Genomic DNA, 1,676 nt, shown 5'->3' with positions numbered 1-1,676 from the left:
TCGTCAGCGACAACGTCCTGGGTCACGAAGGAAAGCGAGATTTGGTCAACAGATCTCTATGCGCCGGCATTGAGCGGCGAGGCATGCATTCTGAGCCAGATGGCTTCCACCGTCAACGGGATCGCTCCCTGCCATAGCAAACACAGGATCCAGCGGCGCCGAAGCGGCCGTGGTCCTCACCGTCCTTAGAACGAGATACGCACCCAGGTGGAAGGCCCGAACATTATCTACAGGGTCGCTTTCGCGCCCTCACGGCACTTGCAGAGAGGGGTCCTTCCACCTGGCATCCGACCGTTCAAGGAACGGTCGGTACTCTGTCCCCGTCTTGATGACGGCATGGGCAACGCGCGCCATCTTGGCGGTGAGCGCCGTCATCGCCTTGCGGCGACGATCGGCATCATCCGCGTGCCCGGCAGTGTATCGTCCGAGCTTGTCGCGGAAACTGTTGTTGCGCTGACGTGCGGCGACCTGGGCAGCCATCCAAAAGGTCCGCCGCAATCGCGCATTACCGTACTTGGACAGCATCGTGCGGCCTCGGAATGTACCGGACTGCCGGGTCGCAAGATCAAGACCGCAGAACTTCAGGAACTGACGGTGATGGCTGAAGCGGCGTAGATCGCCTGCCTCGGCGAGAATGGTCAACGCATTGATGGGCCCAATGCCGGGGATCATGCGCAGAAGCTGATAATCGCGGTTTTCGGCCAGCATGGCATGCGCCGTTCGCTCGATCTCGTCGCGCTGCCGGATCAGGTTGCGTGCTTGGGCGATCACCATGCGGAACATAGCGATCGAGACGGAATCCTCGTCGACAGGTAGCGCCACGGAGGCGCAGGCGGTCTCGTAGATATCGTTGATCAGCCGGGCTTTGGACACTTTGCGGCCGACCAAGTCCCATGCTTCGCGGGAGAAAGTCTCCTGGCCGAGCACAGTCATGCTGGCTGGAGTCGGGAATCGTTCGAGCAGAGCAAGGAACCAGTCGGATCGGCTGTTGCCAGCGAAGCGTTCAATCTCCGGGAAATAGAGCGGCAGGTAGTGGGTCAGGATGCGATGCCATGTCTGCGTCTTAGCCTTGGAGATCGCCTCGTGCGTTTTCGACATCTCCTGCAGGTCGTTGATCCCGGCGGCGAGCGGATCGACGTATCGCTGGGTGGCGCCAATCCGCAGCATGTGCAGGATCACTTGCGCATCCTTGGAATCGTTCTTGTCCCAGCCATTGTGCAGAGCCTCGCGCGTTCGAGCCAAGGCAACGGACGAGATCAAGCGCAACTCGAAGCCGGCGGACAGCAGGCGATGCGCCAGCGTGCGATGGTAGTTACCAGTAGCCTCGAAGCCGACGATGATCGGACGCCCGATGTCGCTAAGATCCGTGGCCAGGCGATCATAATCTGCCTTTGTCGCCATCACCGTCATGCGACGTCGGGGTCCGCCTTCTGGACGTTCGATCAGGACCTCCTGGCGGTGTTTGGACATATCGATGGCTACCAGCACGGCGTCGGTGGGATTAGAGCTACGCTTGGTCATGGTCGGTCTGTCTCCAAAGGGTTGAGTCGACAACTTCACTTTAGAGACCTGCGGGCCGATCATGACCGCCTTGATGAAGCCTGCGGGCGCTACGCGCCCTTGCCTTCATCAAGGCAGTGCGCCCCTTCGAGGGGCCGCTTCCCAATGTGCTACGG

At 60.6% G+C, this 1,676-nt stretch carries 1 pseudogene; it reads right to left on the bottom strand.

Features of this window, described 5'->3' with window-relative positions:
- Window positions 1–227: 227 nt before the first annotated feature.
- A pseudogene (locus S2M10_RS17070) lies at window positions 228–1,521 on the bottom strand (IS110 family transposase).
- Window positions 1,522–1,676 lie beyond the last annotated feature (155 nt).

The organism is Sphingomonas sp. S2M10 (assembly GCF_012650175.1).
Taxonomy (GTDB): domain Bacteria; phylum Pseudomonadota; class Alphaproteobacteria; order Sphingomonadales; family Sphingomonadaceae; genus Sphingomonas.
Note: the sequence above shows the minus strand (reverse complement) of the source record. Positions and strands in the feature narration are given on the sequence as shown.